Origin of the sequence: Streptococcus henryi DSM 19005 (assembly GCF_000376985.1) — a bacterium.
Classification (GTDB): domain Bacteria; phylum Bacillota; class Bacilli; order Lactobacillales; family Streptococcaceae; genus Streptococcus; species Streptococcus henryi.
Window position 1 is genome coordinate 88983 of record NZ_AQYA01000034.1, and the last position, 17818, is coordinate 106800.

A 17818-nucleotide genomic window follows, 5' to 3' on the forward strand; every position below is an offset into this window, starting at 1 on the left:
GTTAATATTTTCATTTTATGTATATACACAAAGGATATCTATATTATGAACGTAATTCTTAGAAAAACAGGCAACAGTGCTGTTATTACTATTCCAAATAGAATTAAGGAAGCCTTAGGGTGCTGAGATTGGCGAAGAAATTGAATTTATAACTCATGGAAATACCGTTGTTATCAAAAAGGCTGAACCAAAGTTTGATTTCGACAAAGAACTCAGCAAAGCTATGAATCAATATGATGATTTATTGAAAGCCTTGGTGGATAAATGAACTATTTAACTGCTGAAGATATTATCAGAATTAATGTTATGGTAATTGGCAGATACTCTCCTAAGGAGTCTGCAGGTATATCTGATTTAAATAGCCTTCAGATGATTGTAGAACCACCTGAGCAGGAAATACTCGGAAAAGTACTTTATCCAGATATATACAACAAAGCTGCTATTATATGGGTAAACCTTATTAAAAAACATCCTTTTTACAACGCAAATAAGCGCACTGCATTACTTGCATTGCACATGTTTCTTTCAATGAACGGTTTCCAATCAAATATTAGCTTTAAAGATGGTTTGGATAAAACAGTAGAAATTTCAACTTTTCAAGGTGATTTTGAAGAATTGAAAGATAATGTTGTAAATTTTCTCAAATCTGAGGAACGGGTAAGCAAAATTTGACACTCAAAAACATCTAGATACTTTTATATCTGTATTCAGATGTTTGTTGCAATAAATTTATCATTAATTTTTCACACTAATACTTATGAAATTTAAAAATCTGAATATACCCAATTTCCAAGGATGATTAATTTAATCCATCGTCTAATTGAATTACTTTTTCGAGTTTGCTGAATTATAGTTTCGTAAAGTAAATCAATAATAGTTTTTCAGATTTTTATTTTAATCAAGTACAATTTTCATCACCATCCCAAATCAAAAAGAGAGCTAATCAGCTCTCTTTTAAAATGTTTACTTTTGTTTTGAAGACAGGCGGATACCAATTGTTCCCATTAGGAAGAATAGGGCTCCTAATATGATGGCTAATACACTTGAAGATTCTCCTGTTACTGGTAAACTATTAGCTTTTTCGTTATTATTTTTGACTGTTACTGATGTTTTTACCTGGTTTTGACTATTAGGTTTCTCAGCCTTGTTTGGTGTTTTTGGAGTTTGAGGAATTTGAATTATAGTTTTTTCTTCAACTTTATATGGTGTGTACGAAACCTCTTCTACTTTTAAAACTGGTTCTTCTACCACTTCCAAGGTTGGAACCTGATAAGCCTGAATACTTGAATTGAATGCAAACCACTGTGTGGAACGATTTTCAGAACCAAATGAAAATGAAATTGTTCCATCACTTGCAACTTTTCCTACAATTGCACCGTACCAAGCCAAGTCAGTACCATCCCAATCATCTCTATCGAATTTACTACCAAAGTCTACTGATTCATTTCCATAAGGCGCGTAGGCTCTTCCTGTATTTTGATCAAAAACAACTGATGAACCGTTGATTTGAATCAGATTGCCATTGAAATTATCAACATATTCATTGGATTCAAGTATATTCTGATTAGTATTTTCGTCAAAGGACACATGAGAATTTAGAGAGGCCAAAGAGACCAAACCGTCAGAAACATCAATCTGTTGACCCTCTTCATCTAGGAAGCGGACTGTCATTCCTAATTGAGTGTTTCTATTTAAGCCAACAAGATCAATTGTAACAGTTGGGTCATTGAAAATCTTCACAAGCACCTTATCTTCGCCACCTGCTTCTTCAACAGTATAGGTATAAAGGACTGAAGCAATTCTTTGATTGTCAAAGTAGGCATTTTCTAGATTATGATAAGAAACTTCTGTTGTGACATTTGGATAAAGGAAATAGTACAAGCCCTCGTCAATGTAATTGAGATCACTTATGGTTTCTAAAACAAAGTCCTTATCCAAAATAGCCTTATTTTCAACCCAAGCACTTGCTTCTTCTTGACTGACTGAAGTTGCTGCTGCGTCTACTTCGGCAACAGTATTCTGCTCTGATCCAGTCTCAAAGACTAATTTCTGACCAGCTGCTTGACTTAGATAGCCATCAGTATTTGTTTTACTTTCATAATCAGCCAAAGCTTCATTGTACTTTGCTTCCTTTTCAGCCACTTCTTGCTCATATTCTTTAACAGCCTGAGCATAATCTAAATTATTTTGCTCCTGTTGCTCAGTTGCATTTTTAATTGCTTCTGTATCTTGCTCTGTGTTGACAACCGCTTGGTTGAGGTCAGATGTCACTACCTCAGCATTTGCACTTACATTAACACCAATTTCTTTTGCTTGGACAATAGCTTGCGCTTGTTCTTCTTGAGCAGTTGTCAAATCTGTTTGACTGGTATCTTGATTTTCAATCACTAAGTTAGTATCTGCTGACGCTTGTGAGCTTGTTACTTCATCAGCACCTACAGGATTTCCCAAAAAGACAAGGCCTGCAATAGCAACAGATGCTGTGCCAACTGTTAATTTTCTAATGCTAAACTTTTCACCATATTTCATAAATATTTTTCTCCTTCCTAAAACGACCACCAGCCCCTTGGTAAAAAACCAAGAGACCGATGACTATCCTAGAATTATGCAGCTATATAGCCACGCGCTCCGAAGAATACACGTGAGCCATTTTCTAAAGTAACCCAGGTGTTACGAGCCTGTTCACCTGAATTAGCATCAAAATAATAGCGACGATTGTTAAGAACAATACTTTGTCCTTTGACTTGCTTACCGTTGTTGCGGAAGTAAAGGGACTGACCTCTTACAGTTTGAAAACCTATTACAGCCTTACCATTGCTATCAAAGTAGTACCAGTCATTGTTACCTGATTTAGCAAAATCATTAACTAGCATTTCACCTGAATCAGCATCATAATAATGAATGCTGCCATCAGACAAGGTTACAAATTCACCTTTAGCTTGACGACCGTCAGCATGGAAGTAAAGATTTTGACCATTAATCAAAGCACTTCCTGTTACAAGGTTCCCTTGAGCATCACTGTAATACCAAGCATTATCTCCTGTTGTGAAGAATTTAGCTACAATTTTTTCACCTGAATCAGCATCATAATAGCTAATTGTATTATCAGCATTTGTTACAATTATTCCTTTAGCTTGACGACCGTCAGCGTTAAAGTACAGATGTTGGCCATTAACAATGACTGCCCCAGTCACTGCTACACCATTACTATCAAAATAGTACCAGTCGTTGTCACCTGATTTAGCAAAATCACTGACAAGCATTTCACCTGAATTTTCCAAGAAATAACGAACATGACCTTGATTATCTGTAACAAATTGTCCTTTAACTTGATAACCATCTTGGTCATAGAATTGTTTTGAGCCGTTAATGTCAACTAGTCCACGCGCCATAACACCATTTTCATCAAAATGACGCCATTTAACTTCAGTCTCAGTTGTACCATCTTCTTTGACTACTTCAACATCAAATGAATAGAAATCATCTTTGTACATATTACCAAGCTTACCGAAGTAATATTGATTACCTTGGGCATCTTCATAAATCGCATCACGAAGTTGAATACCATTTGGTAAGAAGTAATAAGTCTCACCATCAAGTTCAAGCGTACCATTTACCATATAACCCTTATCATCGAAGTAATAATAATTGCCATTATAACTGATAAGATTTGATTTTGTGCGGTAACCACTTGTAGAGAAGTAGCTGATACCTGAACCATCGAAATAGAAACCAGTTACTACAGAATTAGAAGTCAATTGTTTTGGAAGGAAACTGCCATCTTTAGCAATGTTGAAGTAAGTTCCAGTAGCTTGGTCGCTGAGAACGTAACCTGCTCCTCTTCCAAGAATATTAGTTCCGTTAAAGTACTCAGCTTTCCAGACTTTAATCTTAGTTGATGGGTCAATCTTCTCACCAGTTGAAATCATAACTGCTTCAAACATTTCTGGGTACATTTCTTGCAAGTATTCCAAGAATTCACCGCCGTAAACTGCCTGATAATCTTCACCACTGCTCTTAGTATTAGCAACATAGAGGGTGTTTTTAATTTCAGCACCTGGAATGTCTTCACCATAAGCATTAACACGTCTTGCAGTCACTACTTCTTGACCTGGAAGGGTATAGATTTGGTCTGGTACCCAGTCAGCAATAGCTTGGATACCTGCAGCATGCAAAGCTTTCAAAACATCACGTAAATCTTCGGCTGAACCGTATTTATTATTCTGACTCATAGCCAAGTCATAACGGTCATCAAAGGCATAACCATTTTGAATAACTGAGTCAAGGAAAGTTCCATCGTCAGTTGAAACATATTGTGGAGCCATTTCGAAGGATGTCACTCCCCATGCTTTAAACAATTCAATATTCTCAGCAATAACTTTATTTGTGTATTGATCTTCTGTTTGGGCAAAATCTTGGAAGTTTGAGAACCCTTCATAGATAACTTGAGATTCCATTGCTGCTGTTGCTTGATAAGTTTGCTCGCCTTCTTGACGTGTTTCAGTAGAAGCTTCAACACGAATATCTTGAGAGTCAGATGCTCCAACAGGCACCCAAACAGCTAGGTAACCACTCATATCAACAGTAGAGTAACCTTTAATTTCATCTGCTGTAAAGGTTAGATTCCCTTGTGCATCTGTGTAACGAATAATATTGGTATCTGAGTCGTTAAGGTAAACTTGTACACCATCAGCTGTTCCATACAATAATGGTCGGTAAGCTTGGTTAGCATGAATTTGACCCATATTAATAGTCAATTTAGCTGAAGAATCCAGTGATAGCATTGGATTATTAGACACAATTGTTGCCCAACCTGATGTACGACTAAGTTCAGTTCCTTCAGTATCGTCTGCTTTCATAATTTCTTGACCATAACGAACAGAAGTCAATACCCCTGTTGAATAGTACAATGATGACTCGTCATAGGCTGCCATGCTTTCATCACCTGGTAAATAGGTAATGTCCATTTTTTGACCACCTGCAGAATACTTAATACGAGAACGAAGAAGCGCATCAATAGCATCATAGTAAGGAGATTTTGTTTCCATGTATTGACCATTATCTGTATATAGGTCACCATAATAAACACGTGGAACCATTTCCATGTAAGATGTCAAAAGAGCATATGCTGCTGGAATATTGTAGTGTGTGTATTTTTTCTCAGCACTGTTCATGTCAGCATTATAGATAGCGAAAGCTTGTTCCAACTCATCAAAAGTTACAGCGAAGCCATTTGACTCAGGATTAATATTTTCTTGGATAATTTGAGCAATAATAGTTTGCACTTCTGAGTCATGAGCACGAACAAATGCATAAGAGGCCATTGTATCGCCATAAGCATCATCTACTGCACGATTTGTCATACCGTAGTAGGAATCAATGAGGTCGCCAAGACGAGCTGTACGTGTTTCGTTAGGATTTGCTTCGTTAGTGACTGGACGAGTCAATGTATAAAGCAATGACAAACGCAAACCATTATCCATAGCTAAGGCAGCACCATTAGTATCTTTATTATAATCTGGATCATTGTGAGACCATGCTTCTAGAATTGAGATGTGGGCCAAAGCTTTCGCTTCTGTTTCGTGAACGCCATATGCTGCTTCAAATAAGTTTGTGTAGATTTGAAGAAGGTCTGCATTGACATTATCAACGGCATCTACACGCACACCATCAAAGTTGGCGTCATCATCTCCAAAAACAATTGATCCCCAGTTCATTAGGTAGTAAAGCTGGTTAAGCTGCTCTGCTTGTACAATCGGATTAGAGTTATCTACGTCGTCAGCAAGTAAGAATTCATAACCACCTGTTCGGTCAGCCTTGAAGTAGTTTGTTTCTCCGTTTTGGAATGTTGGCGTGCGGTTTAACAAACGGTAATCTGAATCAGCCCAAGGTGTTAAATCACTATTAACATAAAGAAGAGCTCCGCCTTGCAAGTGGTCATCACCTTTGCTCTCTGAATCAATATTCCATTTAGATTCAGTGATAACAAATGAATTCATCACTTCACGCAACCATGCGGCTGTTTCTTGTGTAGTAATAGCTTGTTCAATTTTCACTTGAATGGCTTCTGCAGCTAAATTCAATTCAGCTTGGCTATTTTCAGCAGAATAGTTAACATCTAAGTTAAAGTAATCTGACATATAGTTAAGATAACCAACTTGTGTATCAACATCTGGCCACCATGCCATCAATAGAGGTCGTAAATCTTCTTCAGTTGACTCAACCCAAGTTTCACCATTCTCAAGAATGGCTTTTGGACGATACCAACTATCAGCAGTCAAATACCCATCAACAGTTTCAAAGCTATCTTCTGTTGAGTCATATGCTTGATTATTCTTGCTGAAATTATCAACCATATTTGTCAAACCTTCTGTAAAGGAATATGTTGATGTGCTTGTTAGTGCTCCAGTTTCAGCGTCAAAATAAAGCAATTGACCTTCTACTGTAATAGCAAAGTTCTTTTTAACAGAACCATCTTCATTAACATAATAGAAAGTTCCGTCAATATTTTTAATATTATCTAAGTTTAAGTTTGTAGCGTCTGTGCCATCCTCTGCTACAGCAGCTTTTTCAACTTCATTCGTTAAAGCAACCTTGTTAGTAACTGCAGGTTCTGCTGCTGTTGCAACTGCTTCATCAGCAACAGGAATTTCTTCATCTGTTGTCTCAGTAGAAATATCTGAATCCTCAGTCACTACTTGCTCAGCTTCTTCAACTACAGGTGTATTTTCATCAGCGCCAGCGTTTTGACTAGCTTCTGCTGTAACTTCTACTGGTTTTTCCCCTGTTGAAGAATCAGCTGTCTCAGTATCGACTGTATCGTTTTGTTCAGTTGCAGTAATCTCCGGTATCTCTTCATCCAGATTTTCTACAGGTGTCTCTACGAGAGCAGTTGCCGCATCCGTTGTATCAGCTGAAACAGTTTGATGTGGTGTCGCAACACCTAATCCAATTGCTGCTATCCCTGCTACAGCAATTGTCACCCACTGTTTTTTAACCTTGTGCAACTTATAGCGTACTATCTTTTCCATATATTTCCTCCTAAATATTTTTCAATAGTGCTATTCCAACTCACGATAACTAAAGATGTTTTAGTTTTATAGAAAGTTGAGAATTATCTTCCGCAGCTCTTTTCAAGCATAAAAGGGCTTAAAAAAAGACTACACTTTAAGTGTAATCTAATTTTTGAATAATGATTTTTAATTTACATATGTGATCAGTCTATACTTATTCTTTTATTTTTTTAATACTTTCTTCCATTTGTCGAGCTATACCATAGCATTCTAAATAAGTCATTGTTTCTACACACTTCTTCATCTCAGCTATGCCATTTTCATTACCTATTCGATAAGCATAAAAGCCTTTATAATACTTAAACAGGACTGTTTCATAGATGTCAGTTTCGGTATTACGGAATTGTTCTACCTGATGTAGGAACTTAAAGGCTGCTTGAGTATGTCCCTTATCTAAACAGGTGCCTACCACATTTAGTAGCATCTGCAAAATACGCTTACGATTTTCCGGCAACCCTTTGTAGAACTGTGTTCGTTTAACCATTTCTGATGTAAATGTCTCTAAACTTGACAAAGTCATCAATCCAATACTATTTGTATATAGCCAGAGTTCGTAGCGCCCCCATTCCTCCACTGAAAAGAGATAATCCATTAAGTATTTGATGTCTTTTTGAGGTACAGTCGCTTCTTGATCCAAATAAAAAATAACTGCCTCAACTACTATTTTGTTTAATTTATAAAAATGGTTGATGGGATTTTTTTCAATCAATTCTTTACAGTCTTGCAGTATTTTCCGTAATTTTATGATATTTTTTTCCAGATAGGCTTCTGAAAGTTCTGTCGAAAAACGAACATCGCGATCTTGGGTATAGTTGTGGTAAACATACTGAAACTCATCTAACGGAACAGACATGTTTCGTAAACAAAGATAAAAAGAGTCCACATTAAGACCACTAACTCCACGTTCAAATCGTGATAATTGAGCCAAAGAAATGACATCACCTGCAACTTCTTTTTGAGATAATCCCTTAGATTCTCTAATTAGTTTAAAAATTTTTCCTAATTCTTTTGTCACACCGTCACTCCTATTACATATATGAAATAATTCATATTCTAATTTTTTCTAATGTTATAATAAATAGGAAAGAAAGGAGGTTGCCTATGAACAAGAAGATCCTTTCAGCGGTTCTTTCCTTCGCATTTTATATAATTGTAACAATTTAATGTTACAGACTCTTTTTCAAAATTAAGATTACTTAATTTTTTTGTTCCAGTTCTCTATTATTTTTCATCTTTTTAAGAGAGACTGAGACAGACTAAACATGCGACATTTAACCGCTAAAACGAGAAGTTCTCAAGTGCTTCTCGTTTTTATTTTATTGTAACAATTGACATATTATCTAAGAGCAGATTTGCAACAAAAAAATTAGATTTTTAAACATATGTTAGACTTTTATAAAAATCAGGAGGATTTAAAATGAAAAATGCATCAAAGATAGTTTTATGTCTATTACTGGCTGCGATCAGTTTATCACATCTACTTCAAGTTGAGGCAAGACAATGGCCTGGATATCCTAGTAGAACAGCAAGTGTTACTAAAACAAGTCTCTACATAGATAATTATGAATTTGGTCCAGCCGTCTCCAAAGTAATACTAGAACTAAACACTAATATCACTTCATACGACCTGAGCTCGACTACTGTAACCACCTCTGATATCAATCGCCAAATACAGAATGCTTACCTTTCTGACGCCAATGGACAAGCAACTGCTACTGGAGCTGCTAGTAAATACTTAACACTAGAGCTTGATGTCACATACAATACAGACAACCCTTCACAATCAGCATCTCCATTTTCATTTGACTTATCAACTTATCGAAATACTTGGGTATCTAGTTATGTTGTCGCTATCAATGGATTATCTGTAAAGCCAGCTTATTCATATAAATCACAAACAATCAATTCTGAACAAGAGGCCATCTCAAATCGACTCACACCAAAAGCTGACAAGTTTTCAGAACGAGGTCAAACTTATGGTTTACAATATGCTGCTTATCAGCCAGAATCAGCTGTAGATGGTGAAAAGAATCCACTCATTATCTGGTTACATGGCATTGGTGAGGTAGGTACAGATTTGAATTTCCCACTTTTATCATCAGAAGTCAGCAGTTTAACAGAGAGTGGTATTCAAAATCATTTCACTTCAACAGGATCTGGCAACCAGAATGGCGCCTATGTCTTAGTTGTACAATCTCCTGTAGCTTGGGGCAGCGGTCAGGCTGCTGCCTTAAAAAGTACCATTGACGACTATGTCGCATCTCACCCAGATATTGATTCTGAACGAATATATTTGGCCGGTGCTTCTAATGGTGGTGGCATGGTGGTTACAATGGGAATTACCTATCCAAATTATTTTGCAGCTCTTATTCCAATAGCTGCCTCTTACCCTTACCAAGCTTCTTACGACAGTGCTGCAGATCTCTTCACTTACACGGTTACTGACAGTATTTATCAAGCTCTTAAAGATCAACCGATGTGGCTGATTCATAGCAGAGCTGATCAGACAGTACCAGTCGATAATAGTGTATTACCTTTTTATAAAGCCATGATTGATAGAGGAACAAGCAACAAGTGGCTCTCTTATTATGAGACAGCGACAGGTACTGAACTACCTGGCCTAGTTTATAATGGACACTGGTCTTGGATTTATTTCTTCAACAACCAAGTGACAGGCGTTCAAAGTACTGAAAACACTGCTTCATATCAAGCTCTCTGGGGGATGGTTGCAACTGACCCGACCCAAGGTGGTGCAAGTAAAGCAACTGTTAACGGCATTGAATATAGCAATCTATTTGATTGGCTTAACGCTCAAAGACGACCATAAACCGATTGTATAAATATCGTTATCCTATTGTTTATTTAATACTCTCTAAAAGGGAGCAAGATAGGATTCCTTCATGACTCGGTCCCCTCATGCCCAAACATTTAATACGGTCTGAAACAGACTCTCCTCTGGACTACTTCACTACTACCCCAACGATGTCTAGTAAGGTAGTTCGAGCTTTTAAAGGCAAAGTAATTTCCACTAGGAACTTTGTCAAGCTTTTCTCTAGAATAACATTTAAGGAGCTGTGCTTTTTGTCCAGTCTCCTTATTTTTGTTTCAAAACAAAACTTGGTTATACAAGATTAATGACATGGTGTAGGGAACATTGAGCTCCAATTCAAAGGTACAGTCATTTGAATTAGCTTTGATACATCGTCACTTTCGTCTTGTCGTACTCTCGGCTGAATGAAAGACGTTTCTTTAATTTCCCACCTCCAAGAGTCTATCCCCAAGATCTTGGAGCTACCTGCGATTCAGTTCCTTGTCTGATAGCTAATTCATTCGACTATATTATCATATTCTGCACAAAAATTGTAAAAAGTCTAAGCTAAAACTAGCAAGCTCGATAGGACACTTGCTAGTTTTTAGTGATTAGATAAGTAGTGCCCTGATAGTGATACTTTCTTACCACATGACTCTCAGTGAGAGTCTCTATTTTAAAATGAAAATAATGATCTCGACCATCCTTTGCATTTTCCTTGTTGAGTTTGAAGTAGTTCTTTTGTGACATTGCCATTTCTCTAAGAATATCATTGGTCAAGAAGGTTAATGGAATGTCCAAAGTAGAATATTTGTAAAAATCTTCTTCGAATTTCAAATAGGATTTTGAGAAATAGTCGAACTGGAGCTTATCCTCATAGATTTCTTTCCGACTCAAGATAATTCTCCTCCGCCATCTTAATTACTAAAATATCTTCCACTTTAATGAGTTTGTAATGATTAGCTGTTTTAATTGTGATTTCTCGGGAACTGATTTCTCTTACATCCCCAATAAAAATCTCCTTGTTCTTACCGGATTTGACAATGAATTTTCCCTTAATTTGACTAGCATAAAGCTGACCTATCAGGGTAAATTTCTCGGTTCTTGTCAACTCTGATGATAAATCAATCTTATTTCGATCTTCTGTAAGAGAAGTGGTATGTTCAGATAGGTAAAAGCCCATCCATTTCATCATTCCCCTATCTCTATAATCTCGAGCTGATTGGTAAGGTAAATAAGTTCTATTTGTCATTTTAAAACGTCTAGACCTCCAGCTGAATGACCGCCGATAAGCTTACTGCGTTCAATGCTTCGAGAGGCTTCAAGTAAAGCATTAGCTTTTAAAACTGAAGTAAAGCCAAATTCATCTCTTATAGTGTCAATCGCAAACTGGAGCCTCTCCTCCTTTTCAATTTTTTCAGGATCGTCAAAAAGGGAAATCAAACTAAAGGAGTCGTCAACAAACCTAGAGTAGGATACTGCAATATTCCTAACTGCCCCTGAACTATATTTTTTGCGGAACAAACCTAAGACATAGCTTGTAAGAATCTTAGTATTATTGGTCGGCTCAATGGTCACCTGAGCCTGAATTGGTCGCTTATTCTCTGTCTTTGAGTAGCCAATCATGATAGAAACCTGACAAGCTTTCTTATGTGCTCTCCTAAGTCTCACACTGACCTGCTCTGCCATTTCCCCAAGAACAATTTCAATATCACTCTGATTAGTATAATCACGTGGCAGAACTTGAGAATTACCTAATCCATGCGATTTGGGTCTGTAAGTCTTGTGGACATTGCTTTCATCAATACCATTAGCATGAAAATAGAGTTCCAGTCCTACAACTCCCAGTTCCTTTTTAAGAAAATCTGGATTACTGTTGGCAAGTTCCTTGATTGAATAGATTCCAAGTCCCTCTAGGCGTTTTGCCATACGACTGCCAATACCCCAGAAGTCAGTTAATTTGGGAATTGCCCAGACTTTACTTTCTACATCCTCATAGGACCAGTTGGAACGCATCTTTTCTGTATGTTTAGCCTCATTATCAAGGGCCAATTTAGCTAGTAAAGGATTGCTATTAGACATACCAATGGTGGAGTAAATACCAGTTTCTTGCCAGATGTGACGTTGTATTTGTGCTGAAATTAAATCTAACTTTTCTTTTCGAGTAAGGGTCTTGTCTGGTATAAAGTAGTTTAATGATGAGGTCAGGTCAATAAAACCTTCATCTATAGAGTAAGGTAAGATGTCGTCAACACTAGCATAGTTTTTTAAAATATTTTGGATGGCAATGTTTTTCTGAATATAGAGGTCCATTCTAGGTGGCACAACAAGAGTAGCTTGAGCCCACTGTTCAATAAAGGAAACATATTCTGGTGTTATTGAAAGTCCTTGTCTCTTGGCATTGTAGTAAGAGAACTTTCGGGTATGGATGTCAAAGGGCAAATCATAACTTCTGCCAACATTGGACTTTCCAAAAACCTTCTTGAACATGGGAGATGAAGCTAGAATAAGACCATTAGCATTATCAGCTCTACTCATAACACAAAGTGATGTTTTAAGAGGATGAAGCCCTCTCTCTACACACTCAACACTAGCATAAAAGGATTTCATATCTACAAAAGCAATATCAGCTTGGGGTTCTCTTGATTAATCAAATATGCCCACATCACACCTCCAAAGGTGCAAAATTCCCCACAATCTTCCCAATAATTCGTGGACTTTCGTCATAAGGAGCAAATTTATCTGAATAGTCACTATTAATAGAAACTAATCTCAAACCATCTGGTTCACGATAAACTTTTTTGATATAAGTTTGACCATTCCAGTCAATAGCATAAATAGCGCCATCATAATCAAAGACAGTCTGCTTAATTAAGACAACTTCTCCATTTTGGAATGTTGGCTCCATTGAATGCCCTTTTACCCAAGATGCAAAATCATGGTCTAGTTGCTGGTCATAGTAAACTTCATCATAGGCACCATCTCCAAAATAGGAGTAACCTGTACCAGCAGAAAGTCCTTCATAAACTCGATAAGTATAGAGACTTGCGAGTTTTTGTTGATTCAATAGTTTTTGGGAATAGCTGATAACCTTTCCTTGATTACTTTCATTCAACTGTGTAAAAATCTCAACGACATCATATTCAGAAAGAAAATAAGATTCGTCTACAGCTAAAATTTGACTCAATCTTGTCAAATTTTTTTGATTAGGCTTAGTCTTACCATTCTCCCAATTTGAATAAGACTGCTTAGAAATACCCAAAATACTTGCTATTTCAACCTGAGAATAACCTGCTTCTTGACGTTTGTTCTTTAATTTTTTAGCAGAAAACATACTTACTCCTTTCGGTCAGTTTATTAACTGACTTAATTATAATACTTAGCTTTAAAATTTTCAAGATTTATTACAAGAAAATTTTTAAAAGTATCAATCTCTTTTAAGTTAACTTAAATATTTTTTAGGTTGACAGTTTTGTTAACTTATTTTAAAATATAGTTAACTTTTTTAAGAAATGAGGTTCTCTATGTCTAAACAAGCAACATTATCGCTTATCCTTCCTGCGTTTGGAGCTGCTCTTATTGCAATCCTGTCACAAATCACTATTCCTGTTGGAACAGTTCCCTTTACCCTGCAAACTTTAGCTATCTCTATTATCGCTACTCTTTTTAAAAGTCGTGAGGCAACTTTAAGCGTCTTACTCTATCTTCTGCTTGGTGGTATTGGACTACCAGTTTTTGCTGGTGGTTCTGCTGGTTTCTCTGCATTTGTTGGACCAACAGGTGGATACTTCTGGGGCTTTGTGCTCTTTGCTTTCATAACATCATCCTTAACTTCACCAAAATCATCACTTCTTACTATCTTTTTAGCTAATACTTTAGGAGTTGCTATTACCTTAGTCTGTGGAGTTATTGGTCTCCACTTCCTAGCTAATATGGACTGGCAAGCTGCATTCTTGGCTGGAGCTCTGCCATTTATCCTATCAGGACTAGCTAAAGTTGTTGTCGCTACGCTACTAACTAAACCAATTTTCCAATCACTAAAACGTTACTCATACTTCAAGTAAAAAAGGAGCTGGCTTTCTTTGCCAACTCCTTTTTCTTATTTACGAAAAGCATCCAAAATAATTTTGAATTCTTCGTTTGTCAATGCAATTCCTTTGCCCATCTTGGTATGATCGGGGCTCCAAGAACGAATATCCCACTTTGGTTCAGCTCCGTTAAAGCTGACGCGGTTCAATTCTTTAGTCCACCCTTTGTCATTTTCAGACAAGGTGAGCAAGTGTTCTTCAATGTGAAATTTAAATTCTGACATAGTATTCTTCCTCCTATCTTATCTATTCGTAAAAAATTCCAAAAAATTGATTTTTTTAATAAAATATTTTATTATCTTCTAAAAGATATCATTATTGTACCAATTTTTCAGGAAAAAGACCATGACAAATTTTTTTCAAAATATTAAAAACTACTGGCAAGATTATATGGAATCTCCTAAAAAGTCTGTCCCTATTAATCTTAAATCAAACAAAATCAAGGCAACTCTCCAAGAAGCTATGGATAAAAAACTCCCTCTGCATGTCATCTATGGAGACTGCCGAGTAACAGGAAATTTAGTAAAATATGACAAGAATAACGGAAGAATTATTTTGAAAAGTTTCCAAAAAGACGTAACAACTATTATACCACTTGAAACAATTGAGCGGATTAGCATCGCTCCCTTGCACCTACATCTATAAAAAAACATGATAATAAAAATGAGCATGGGGAAACTAATTCTTCCTTATGCTCATTTTTTGTAATCTAAGATGAGTGTGAAGGTCACCTACCTTATTTCTTATGCACGGACTGTTTTGCTAGAACCATCCTTTTGGTAAAGGTTAACAAGTCCTTCTTTACATGCACGCATCATGTCACCAGGTTTAACTTCCTGTGGTACTGTAATAGTCAAAAGTTCCATTGGATTTGGGGCACGATCAATCTTGTTGCCATCAGAGTCATGAAGATCTTGAATTTGACATTCAAAATGACGGAATCCTGGTCCATAGAACTCAACAGCATCACCTTCCATGATAACGTTACGCTGACGGATGGTAGCTGTCATGTTATCTTTATTGAAAGATACAACTTCACCGACAAATTTATATTGTGGAATTTTACGACGAGCACCGAAAAGTTGCTCGTTTTCTGTTGGTGTTGAATAATAGAATCCTGTTGCAAGCTCACGTTGAGCAACTTTCCAGAGTTCATCAATCAAATCATCTTTGATAGCATAGAACTTCTCTGGACTCTCCATGTAAGCATCAACAGCTGCTTTGTAGCAGTTAGTTACAGTTGAAACGTAGTGGATTGATTTCATACGACCTTCGATTTTAAGACTATCAACGCCATTTTCAATCAAGTCAGGAATATTTTCAATCATACACATATCAACAGCTGACATTGAGTATTCTTCTGGAATTTCACCATTAAGGCTACGACGTTCTGAACCGAATGGCATATCATAAAGGCTGTATTTCCAACGGCAAGATTGCGAACAGCCACCACGGTTGGCATCACGGTGACTCATATGATTTGAAAGAACGCAACGGCCTGAATATGAGATACACATGGCACCATGAACAAAGGCTTCAATTTCAACACCTGTACGTTTACGAATTTCAGCAAGCTCTGCCATGTTAACTTCACGCGCCAAAACAACACGTGTCAATCCCATTTCTTTCCAAAACTCAAAAGTTTCGTAGTTGGTTGATGAGGCTTGAGTAGACAAGTGAATTTCAAGTCCTGGTGCTTCTGTGGCACAGATAACGATAAGAGCTGGGTCTGATACGATAACGGCATCAAGTCCCATATCGCGAAGTTCACGGAACCAAGCACCCGCACCGATTTCATTTCCTTCGTGGGTAACCATGTTAGCAGCAACATAAACCTTTGCTCCTGCAGCGTGAGCGTAGTCAATCCCTTCTTTCATTTCTTCCATTGAGAAATTTCCTGCACGGCTACGTAGACCATAGGCTTGTCCACCGACAAAGACAGCATCTGCGCCGTAATCAATGGCAACTTTTAATTTTTCCAAAGTTCCAGCAGGTGATAAGACCTCTGGACGTTTCAATGTTTTAGTCATATTATTTATTCTCCAATTTTCAAGATTGTAAGAAAATCTCCAAAGTCTGGCTCAGCGAAACATTAATTGTCAACGAGTCAGACGAGTACAACCCCTAGGAAACATCCTGCGGGAGTTTCCGTCCAGCAAGTATTAGAAAATAAGTAGTTACTGTTGGGATTGTCAATTTTCATATTTGTAGAGTTTATTTTTTCTACTAGCAATGCCCTGAAATTAGAAACTCTCTCATTGCTAGTGTTTTGACCACCTTATTTAACAGTTTTAGGGTCAAATTCGTAGAAGCCGGTATCCAAACCGCGACCTGCTGGGTGAAGTTTTCGGACTTCTTCGTCAAGAACGTAGGCCTGATCTTGTGAGAATTGACCTGCTTGCATTAAATCACGAGCTTTGACAAAAAGCTTTGCAATTTCCACAAAATTTTGACCAGGACAGTAGATACCATCCAATTTCCAGTGAGTGAAATTGTGGTCTGTTAACTCAATCAATTTTGTCATCATGTCAATGTCATTGTTAATGAAAATGTGTGTGCCATGCTTATCTTCATAGATTGAATAGTGACTTTCTGGATCACTTGGTTCAGCCAAGAAAAGACCGCGTTCACGTGTTTTTTCATCATCGATATGAGTGAAATTGTAGTAGTTTTGTAAAAGAGGTCGTTTCGAATGGTGGATAACTGAAGCACCGTAAACCAAAATCTCAGCTGGATAATCAAGATTTTCAGAAAGTTTAAACAACTCTTCTGAAGGGATTTCACGTGCTAAGACTGTCTCAACAGCGCCATGCTGTCCCCAGAAATTCACTTGACGACTTGATGTCACAAAGACTGACGTGTCATAAATCAACTTGAAGTTGTAACCATCACGCTTATTCACGTAGAATACACCAGCATCACCAACAACAAGATAATCAACCTTGATTTCCTTCATCAAATCAAGGAATGGTTTGATATTATCCATCATGTCTTGGTGCATGAGTGCATTGCAGGCAACTGTCAATTCTTTACCTGCTCCGTGAACTAGCTCTGCTATTTCCCTGAGTTCATCAAATGTGAAATTATGAGGAAGACGCAAACCAAAGTTTTCTTCACCAACATAAATGCGATCTACACCTGCATCTAGGAGCTCTTTAACCTGCTCGATAGATTCGGCTGTCGCCGTAATAATAATTTTTTCCATAACTTTATTATTATATCAAATTTTTAAAACAAGTTAAGTATTTTAAGGAGAGAAATATTAAATTTTTAGGGCAAATTTTGTAGAAAAATAGTCTAAAATGTTAGTATTGTAATACTATTTCTTTAAAAAAGGGTGACAAATCGCTATATTTGTGGTATTATGGGTTAGAATTATGTAAGGAGTGGGCTATGCCAGAACTATTAAAGCAAGAGCAACAGCTTAAAGAGGATCAGCTTTTTGAAAATGCTAGTCCTAAATACCAAGAATTCCACGAAATTGATACTAACAGTGCTAAACTGCGTGAGCTTGTTTTCTTTGCTCGCATTGCTTGTTTTGGTACACTAACAGTTTTTATTGCCTTCATGCTTCTAGTTGCAAACTTTTCTTCTATTGGAGCATTTAGCTTGGCCATTTTATTAAGTCTTATTATCACAACAGTGGTATCTTCAATTATTTCGTCATTAAAACGTTAAGTCTGAGTTTTCAGGCTTTTTCTTTTTGTTAAACTTATCTCCTTGGAAATTACAATCGCCTTTCTAGACTGATCCTAAGTAGACTGGATGGCAAGATGGCTATATAATCTTTCAAAAATTTGAGTTAAAATCTCTGCGTCATCAGTTAACACATATAAGAAAAACCTCAG

At 36.9% G+C, this 17818-nt stretch carries 15 protein-coding genes; 5 read left to right on the plus strand and 10 right to left on the minus strand.

Going from position 1 to position 17818, the window contains the following annotated elements; translation table 11 throughout:
* Nucleotides 1–264: 264 nt before the first annotated feature.
* Nucleotides 265–672, plus strand: a complete 408-nt coding sequence (locus tag F601_RS0107485; RefSeq protein ID WP_018165052.1) for a type II toxin-antitoxin system death-on-curing family toxin — start codon at nucleotides 265–267, stop codon at nucleotides 670–672.
* Between the two features lie 291 nt (nucleotides 673–963).
* Here the strand turns inward: F601_RS0107485 and F601_RS13380 are convergent, their stop codons facing one another.
* The 3 genes from F601_RS13380 to F601_RS0107500 form a co-directional block, all read right to left on the minus strand.
* Entirely contained in the window at nucleotides 964–2529 is a 1566-nt protein-coding gene (locus F601_RS13380) for a GbpC/Spa domain-containing protein (protein ID WP_018165053.1), read from the minus strand.
* A 74-nt stretch (nucleotides 2530–2603) separates the two neighbouring features.
* Nucleotides 2604–7031, minus strand: a complete 4428-nt coding sequence (locus F601_RS0107495) for a glycoside hydrolase family 70 protein (protein ID WP_018165054.1) — start codon at nucleotides 7029–7031, stop codon at nucleotides 2604–2606.
* A gap of 196 nt (nucleotides 7032–7227) precedes the next feature.
* On the minus strand, nucleotides 7228–8088 hold the full coding sequence (locus F601_RS0107500) for a helix-turn-helix domain-containing protein (RefSeq protein WP_018165055.1): 861 nt from the start codon (nucleotides 8086–8088) through the stop codon (nucleotides 7228–7230).
* 402 nt (nucleotides 8089–8490) lie between these two features.
* On the opposite strand from F601_RS0107500, the gene F601_RS0107505 reads away from it, so the two are divergent.
* The gene (locus tag F601_RS0107505) at nucleotides 8491–9900 is read left to right on the plus strand and encodes a PHB depolymerase family esterase (RefSeq protein ID WP_018165056.1); all 1410 of its coding nucleotides are present in this window, start codon (nucleotides 8491–8493) and stop codon (nucleotides 9898–9900) included.
* Between the two features lie 579 nt (nucleotides 9901–10479).
* Here F601_RS0107505 and F601_RS0107510 read toward each other — a convergent pair.
* From F601_RS0107510 to F601_RS0107525, 4 genes are read right to left on the minus strand one after another with little or no spacing between them, the layout of a single operon-like run.
* A complete protein-coding gene (locus F601_RS0107510) occupies nucleotides 10480–10779 on the minus strand; it encodes a DUF5960 family protein (RefSeq protein ID WP_018165057.1) in 300 nt (99 codons plus the stop codon).
* Nucleotides 10757–11134 (minus strand): hypothetical protein, encoded by a 378-nt coding sequence (locus F601_RS0107515; protein WP_018165058.1) that lies wholly within the window; start codon nucleotides 11132–11134, stop codon nucleotides 10757–10759. The genes F601_RS0107510 and F601_RS0107515 overlap by 23 nt, the downstream gene beginning before the upstream one ends.
* A complete protein-coding gene (locus F601_RS12460) occupies nucleotides 11131–12492 on the minus strand; it encodes a Y-family DNA polymerase (RefSeq protein WP_018165059.1) in 1362 nt (453 codons plus the stop codon). The genes F601_RS0107515 and F601_RS12460 overlap by 4 nt, the downstream gene beginning before the upstream one ends.
* A 55-nt stretch (nucleotides 12493–12547) precedes the next feature.
* Nucleotides 12548–13216 carry a LexA family transcriptional regulator gene (locus F601_RS0107525; RefSeq protein WP_018165060.1) on the minus strand — a complete coding sequence of 223 codons (669 nt, stop codon included), beginning with the start codon at nucleotides 13214–13216 and terminating at the stop codon, nucleotides 12548–12550.
* Nucleotides 13217–13406: 190 nt separating this feature from the next.
* Between F601_RS0107525 and F601_RS0107530 the strand changes: the two genes are divergently transcribed.
* The gene (locus F601_RS0107530; RefSeq protein WP_018165061.1) at nucleotides 13407–13946 is read left to right on the plus strand and encodes a biotin transporter BioY; all 540 of its coding nucleotides are present in this window, start codon (nucleotides 13407–13409) and stop codon (nucleotides 13944–13946) included.
* A gap of 35 nt (nucleotides 13947–13981) precedes the next feature.
* On the opposite strand, the gene F601_RS0107535 is transcribed toward F601_RS0107530, so the two are convergent.
* Complete coding sequence (locus F601_RS0107535; RefSeq protein WP_018165062.1) at nucleotides 13982–14194, minus strand: YdbC family protein; 213 nt, start codon at nucleotides 14192–14194, stop codon at nucleotides 13982–13984.
* Between the two features lie 121 nt (nucleotides 14195–14315).
* Between F601_RS0107535 and F601_RS0107540 the strand changes: the two genes are divergently transcribed.
* Nucleotides 14316–14615, plus strand: coding sequence for a hypothetical protein (locus F601_RS0107540; protein ID WP_018165063.1), 300 nt, complete (start codon nucleotides 14316–14318; stop codon nucleotides 14613–14615).
* Between the two features lie 98 nt (nucleotides 14616–14713).
* Here the strand turns inward: F601_RS0107540 and F601_RS0107545 are convergent, their stop codons facing one another.
* Both F601_RS0107545 and F601_RS0107550 read right to left on the minus strand, forming a co-directional pair.
* Complete coding sequence (locus F601_RS0107545; RefSeq protein WP_018165064.1) at nucleotides 14714–16000, minus strand: peptidase U32 family protein; 1287 nt, start codon at nucleotides 15998–16000, stop codon at nucleotides 14714–14716.
* A gap of 248 nt (nucleotides 16001–16248) precedes the next feature.
* Nucleotides 16249–17175: a peptidase U32 family protein gene (locus F601_RS0107550; RefSeq protein WP_018165065.1), complete on the minus strand. Its 927-nt coding sequence runs from the start codon at nucleotides 17173–17175 to the stop codon at nucleotides 16249–16251.
* 188 nt (nucleotides 17176–17363) lie between these two features.
* Between F601_RS0107550 and F601_RS0107555 the strand changes: the two genes are divergently transcribed.
* Nucleotides 17364–17648, plus strand: a complete 285-nt coding sequence (locus tag F601_RS0107555) for a DUF3270 family protein (protein WP_018165066.1) — start codon at nucleotides 17364–17366, stop codon at nucleotides 17646–17648.
* Nucleotides 17649–17818 lie beyond the last annotated feature (170 nt).